Source organism: Streptomyces sp. NPDC007162, from assembly GCF_040634175.1.
In the GTDB taxonomy this organism is placed as follows: Bacteria; Actinomycetota; Actinomycetes; order Streptomycetales; family Streptomycetaceae; genus Streptomyces.
Genome location: NZ_JBEYFC010000054.1, coordinates 23,162 through 29,395, shown reverse-complemented (window position 1 = coordinate 29,395; position 6,234 = coordinate 23,162). Strand labels below are relative to the sequence as shown.

Annotated in this window: 4 protein-coding genes; 2 read left to right on the top strand and 2 right to left on the bottom strand. The window is 66.7% G+C overall.

All coding sequences use genetic code 11. The features are described from left to right. Both ABZ646_RS09440 and ABZ646_RS09435 read right to left on the bottom strand, forming a co-directional pair. Window positions 1–1,271 (bottom strand): glycosyltransferase 87 family protein (locus ABZ646_RS09440; RefSeq protein WP_360515054.1); only part of this gene is annotated, 1,271 nt, incomplete at its 3' end. 130 nt (window positions 1,272–1,401) lie between these two features. Further along, complete coding sequence (locus ABZ646_RS09435; RefSeq protein WP_360515051.1) at window positions 1,402–4,044, bottom strand: transglycosylase domain-containing protein; 2,643 nt, start codon at window positions 4,042–4,044, stop codon at window positions 1,402–1,404. Window positions 4,045–4,407: 363 nt separating this feature from the next. On the opposite strand from ABZ646_RS09435, the gene ABZ646_RS09430 reads away from it, so the two are divergent. Together ABZ646_RS09430 and ABZ646_RS09425 are read left to right on the top strand one after the other, a co-directional pair. After that, a complete protein-coding gene (locus ABZ646_RS09430; protein ID WP_360515048.1) occupies window positions 4,408–5,091 on the top strand; it encodes a helix-turn-helix transcriptional regulator in 684 nt (227 codons plus the stop codon). Between the two features lie 43 nt (window positions 5,092–5,134). Then, on the top strand, window positions 5,135–6,217 hold the full coding sequence (locus tag ABZ646_RS09425) for an inositol-3-phosphate synthase (protein ID WP_360515045.1): 1,083 nt from the start codon (window positions 5,135–5,137) through the stop codon (window positions 6,215–6,217). Window positions 6,218–6,234 lie beyond the last annotated feature (17 nt).

Below are 6,234 nucleotides of genomic sequence, written 5' to 3'. Positions count from 1 at the left end.
TGCACGGCGATGGCCCAGTGGTAGCCGTCTGTCGGCAGCCCCTTGTGGGCGTCTCCGCTGGTCGTGTACGCGAGGTACATCCAGATCCCCAGGAAGTACGCCACCTCGCATGCCTGCCAGATCAGGAAGTCCCGCCACTTGGGACGGGCGAGGACCGCCAGCGGGACCAGCCACAGGACGTACTGCGGGGAGTAGACCTTGTTGGTGAGGATGAAGGCCGCCACCACCAGGAAGGCCAGCTGGGCGAAGCGCGGCCGGCGCGGGGCGGTCAGGGAGAGCGCGGCGATGCCCAGGAAACAGAGCAGCACCAGGACCATCGCCGCACTGTTCACGAAGTCGGTCGACGGCGGGCTGGTCGTGTTCTGCGCCCAGATCAGCCAGAACGAGCCGAAGTCCACGCCCCGTTCCTGGCTGAACGTGTAGAACTTCGACCAGCCGTCGAAGGCGAAGATCATCACCGGCAGGTTCACCACGAGCCAGGAGACCACCGCGCCGCCTGTCGCGATGAGGAAATCCCGCCATTTGCCCGCGCGCCAGCACAGCAGGAACAGCGGCCCGAGCAGGAACACGGGATACAGCTTGGCGGCCGTGGCCAGGCCCAGGAGGACGCCGAAGGCGAGGGGACGGCTCCGGGACCACATCAGCATCGCCGCGGCCGTCAGAGCGACCGCCAGCAGGTCCCAGTTGATGGTGGCGGTCAGCGCGAAGGCGGGCGCCATGGCGACCAGCAGACCGTCCCAGGGGCGTCGGCGGTGCGTACGGACCACGCACACCGCGATGACGGCGGCGCAGATCATCAGCATCCCGGCGTTGACGAACCAGTACACCTGCTCCTGGAGCTGGATGCTGCCGCTGCCCGGGGTGAGCCATGCGGCCACCTCCATGAACACACCGGTCAGCACCGGGTATTCGAGGTAGTCCATGTCGCCGGGGAGCTTGTCGAAGTACGGCACCAGACCGTCGGCGAAACCTCGCCCCTGGTAGAGGTGCGGGATGTCCGAGTAGCAGGCGTGGGTGTACTGGGAACTGGCGCCGAAGAACCAGGCGCCGTTGTAGCAGGGCGCCTTCTGGACCAGGCCCAGGGCGAACATGCCGATCGCGACGAGGACCACCACTCGGAGCGGCGTCCACCAGGACGTCCCGAGCAGGGCACGCCGCCCGATGGGGCCGCCGATCAGCTCACTGCCGGCCGCGGCGACCGCGTCTTCCCTGGTCGGCCGCACCGGCTCCGGCTCACGCACGCCCGCGGGCGTCGTCTCTGCACTGGGCATGGGGCCCATCCTGCCGTACCTCTCTAGGAATACGCCGAGGGCCGCCGTACCTGCTCGGGTACGGCGGCCCCTGTTTCACGTGAAACACCCTTCGGCGGGCGAAAAGCTCACCAACCGGTCAGCCTCACGGCTAGCCGTTCGATCCGCCGAAGAGGTTCCCTCCGTTGGCATTGCCTCTGCTGTTGCCCACGCCGGTCGAATCGGTCGCCGACGGCGAGGACGTGGTGCCCGACGTGCTGCCGCTCGTGCCGCCGTCGGTCGAGCAGTTCCAGGCGAACTGGCAGGTCTCGCTCGTGCTGGGCGACGGCGGGGTGATCGTCTCGCTGGGCGTGGCGCTCGGCGACTCGCTGGGCGACTCGCTCGGCGTGATGCTCGGGCTGGGCGTCGGGGAGGGCATCCCCGCCTCGTCGGCGATCTGACCGATCTTGATGGCGTCCGGGAAGCCCGGGTCGTTCTTGCCCTTCAGCGCGGACTTCATGTACTCGGTCCACACCGAGGTCGGGATGTCACCACCGTGGATGGACGCCACGCCGGCGGTGCCGTTCATGGAGAGCAGCTCGGCGTCCTTCGGGTTCTCACGGAACATCGCCACCGACGTCGCCAGCTGCTGGGTGTAGCCGACGAACCAGGCCGACTTGTTGCTGTCGGTGGTACCGGTCTTGCCGGCCGCCGTACGGCCCAGGGCCTTGGCGTTGGTACCCGTACCGTTCTGGATGACGTTCTCCAGCGTGTCCGTGACGTTGTTCGCCACGTCCGAGGGCATCGCCGTGGAGATCTTCGGCTTGCCGAAGCCGCTCACGTCCTGGCCGTCCTGCTTGACCTCGGTCACCGAGTACGGCTCCACGTGCTGGCCGGACGCGGCGAAGGTGGCGTAGGCGTCGGCCATACGGATCGCGCTGGGGGTGGAGGTACCGATGGCGAACGACGGGTTCAGGTTCTGCGACATGCTGTCGGGCAGGATCCCGGCCGCCTGGGCCACGTCCCGAACCTTCGTCATGCCGACGTCCACGCCGAGCTGCACGAACGGCGTGTTGATCGACTGTTCCATCGCCTTGCGCAGGGTGATGTAGCCCCAGGGGTACTCGCTCTCGTTGCGCTGACGGAAGATCGAGTTGTCCTTGTTCAGGTAGTACGAGCCGTCCGGCCGCCGCACCTTGAGGTTGTCGTCGCCGTTGTACTTGCTCAGCGGCGACACTCCGACCCCGTCGGTCTTGTACGTCCCGTACTGCATGGCCGCGGCCAGCACGAACGGCTTCCACGTCGAACCGACGGGGACACCGGAGGTGTCGGCGTTGTTGGTGAAGTGGTTGTTCTCGTAGCCGGCGCCGCCGTACAGGGCGACGATCGCGCCGTCCTTGGGCACCACCGACGCGGCACCGAACTGGACGTACTTGTCCTTCTCGCGGTTCTTCGGGTCCAGGCGCGCCTTCTGGACCTTCTGCACGGCCGCGGTCAACGCGTTGACCTTGTCCTTGTCGAAGGTCGTGTAGATCTGGAAGCCGCCCTGGTCGAACTGCGTCTCGGTGATGTTGGAGTGCGCGAGGACGTACTTCTTGGCCGTGTCGGCGAGGTAGCTGATCTGGCCGGTCATGCCCTTGACCGCCTTGCGGCCCTGGGGCATCGGGTACTTCTTGATGGCCGTCTGGTAATCGGCGTCGCTGAGGCGCTTGTCCTTGTGCATCTCCTCGAGGATCCAGGCCCAGCGGTCGTGCGAGCGCTTGGTGTTGGCCTCCTTGGTCGCCGAGGGGTCGATGTCCGTGTTGCCCGCGGGGTCGTAGTACGTCGCACCCTTGAGCAGCGCCGCCAGCACTGCGCACTGGCTGGGTTGGAGGTCCTTCGCGTCCACGCCGTAGTAGGTCTGGGCGGCGGCCTGGATGCCGTACGCGCCACGGCCGAAGTACGAGGTGTTCAGGTAGCCCTGCATGATCTGGGGCTTCTTGAGCTTGGTGCCCACCTTGATGGAGATGAACATCTCCTTGAACTTGCGGGTGACCGTCTGGTCCTGGCTGAGGTAGGTGTTCTTGACGAACTGCTGGGTGATCGTCGAACCACCCTGCGTCTGCCCACCCCGGGCCATGTTGACCAGGGCACGGGCGATGCCCATGGGGTCGACACCCGAGTCCGAGTAGAAGCTCTTGTTCTCGGCCGAGATCACCGCGTTCTGCATGGCCTGGGGGATCTGGTCGATGGTGACGTTCTGCCGGTTCACGCCCGTGCCCGTCGCGACCATCTGCTGCCCGTTGGCCCAGTAGTAGACGTTGTTCTGCGACTTGGCCGCGGTGTTCTCGTCAGGCACGCCCACCATGGCGTACCCGACACCGACCAGCGCGACCAGACTGCCCAGGAAGGTGAGGCACAGCCCGGACACGAGCTTCCAGGAGGGGACCCAGCGGCGCCAGCCGAATCTGTTCGCCCTGGGGTAGTCGATGATGCGCTTCTTGCCCGGATCGGTCGTCCGGCCTCTGCCACGCCCCGGGCCGGCAGGACCACCCGGACCATGGCTCCCGTTGTCGGGCCCTCTGCGGCGGCCTCCTGTGTTTCTCTGCGCCGCCCGACGGGCCTCCGCGCGGCTGCCGTAGGGGCGCTCCTCACCCCCCGGGCCCTGGGAGTCCGACCCATAGGAAGAGAACCCATAGGAGTCGGAAGGAGACCCGGTGGCGCCTCGCGGTGCCGCACGGCGGCCGGAGGACGGGCCGGACTGGCCGCGTCGGGCCGCGGCACGTCCGCCTCCGCCTCCCTGCGGCTGCGGCGGTTTGCGACGGTGCTCGCTCATCGAACGATTACTCCTCGGGCAGGCGCACCCGTGCGCGCCTGGAAACGGCGGCTGGTTTCCGGTCCCCCCGAAGTACGGATGTGGTCGGTCCTGCATTCACCCGTACTGCACCGGGGATGTGGACGCCCCCCAGGCGTCACTCGGTTCCCGGTGGTCTGCATGCCGCACAGACTACGCACCGCCAAAACCCGCCGAGCTCCGAAGTTCACCCCAAAACAGGCAAGTTGCCTCCTTCGTATCGGTGATGTGATCCCGTTCACCGTTACCCCCCTTGTCGCAAGGGGAAGGCCGATCTATCGTCGGGATGTATCGAGTCGATACATCGGACCGAGACAACCGAGCCGCAGACGAGAGGAGGCGATCATGAGCCGGCGCTCCGGCATCCTTGAGTTCGCCGTACTCGGCCTGCTCCGCGAGTCCCCGATGCACGGCTATGAGCTGCGGAAACGCCTCAACACCTCACTCGGCGTGTTCCGTGCCTTCAGCTACGGGACGCTCTATCCCTGCCTCAAGACGCTGGTCGTCAACGGCTGGTTGATCGAGGAACCCGCGAACACCGGCGAGGACGCTCTCGCCGTCCCGCTCGCCGGCCGCCGCGCCAAGATCGTCTACCGGTTGACGGCGGAAGGTAAGGAGCACTTCGAGGAGCTCCTCTCCCAGACCGGCCCCGACGCGTACGAGGACGAACACTTCGCAGCGAGGTTCGCCTTCTTCGGCCAGACCTCGCGAGACGTACGCATGCGCGTGCTGGAGGGCCGCCGCAGCCGGCTGGAGGAGCGCCTGGAGAAGATGCGCGCCTCGCTCGCACGCACCCGGGAACGCCTCGACGACTACACGCTTGAGCTCCAGCGCCACGGGATGGAGTCCGTGGAGCGCGAAGTGCGCTGGCTGAACGAGCTCATCGAGAGCGAGCGGGCCGGACGGGACCTGAAGGGTTCCGACTCCGAGGGGTCCGCTCAGCAGAACACCACCAATGGAGCGCCGGGCAACCTGCCCCGGTCCGAGGACACCCCTCGGCCGGATTTGCCCGACGACACCGCCACGTGAGTCCCGTTCAGGGCCTCACTCGTACACACAGGGAGCAACCGGAATGGGTTCGGTTCGCGTAGCCATCGTCGGCGTGGGCAACTGCGCCGCCTCGCTGGTACAGGGAGTCGAGTACTACAAGGACGCCGACCCGGCGTCCAAGGTCCCCGGCCTGATGCACGTCCAGTTCGGCGACTACCACGTCAAGGACATCGAGTTCGTCGCCGCGTTCGACGTGGACGCCAAGAAGGTCGGTCTCGACCTTGCGGACGCCATCGGCGCCTCCGAGAACAACACCATCAAGATCTGCGACGTGCCCAACACGGGTGTGAAGGTGCGGCGCGGCCACACCCTCGACGGTCTCGGCAAGTACTACCGCCAGACCATCGAGGAGTCCGAGGCCGAGCCGGTCGACGTCGTGAAGATCCTCAAGAAGAAGCAGGTGGACGTCCTCGTCTGCTACCTGCCCGTCGGTTCCGAGGACGCCGCGAAGTTCTACGCCCAGTGCGCCATCGACGCCAAGGTCGCCTTCGTCAACGCCCTCCCGGTCTTCATCGCCGGCACCAAGGAATGGGCCGACAAGTTCACCGAGGCCGGTGTCCCGATCGTCGGTGACGACATCAAGTCGCAGGTCGGCGCCACCATCACGCACCGCGTCATGGCGAAGCTGTTCGAGGACCGGGGCGTCGTCCTGGACCGCACGATGCAGCTGAACGTCGGCGGCAACATGGACTTCAAGAACATGCTGGAGCGCGACCGCCTGGAGTCCAAGAAGATCTCCAAGACACAGGCCGTCACCTCCCAGATCCCCGACCGGGACCTGGGCGAGAAGAACGTCCACATCGGCCCGTCCGACTACGTGGCCTGGCTCGACGACCGCAAGTGGGCCTATGTCCGCCTGGAGGGTCGTGCCTTCGGTGACGTCCCGCTGAACCTCGAGTACAAGCTCGAGGTCTGGGACTCCCCGAACTCCGCGGGTGTCATCATCGACGCCCTGCGCGCCGCGAAGATCGCCAAGGACCGTGGCATCGGCGGTCCGATCCTCTCCGCGTCGAGCTACTTCATGAAGTCCCCGCCGGTCCAGTACTTCGACGACGAGGCCCGCGAGAACGTGGAGAAGTTCATCCGCGGCGACGTCGAGCGCTGACGTTCGCCGCTCGCACA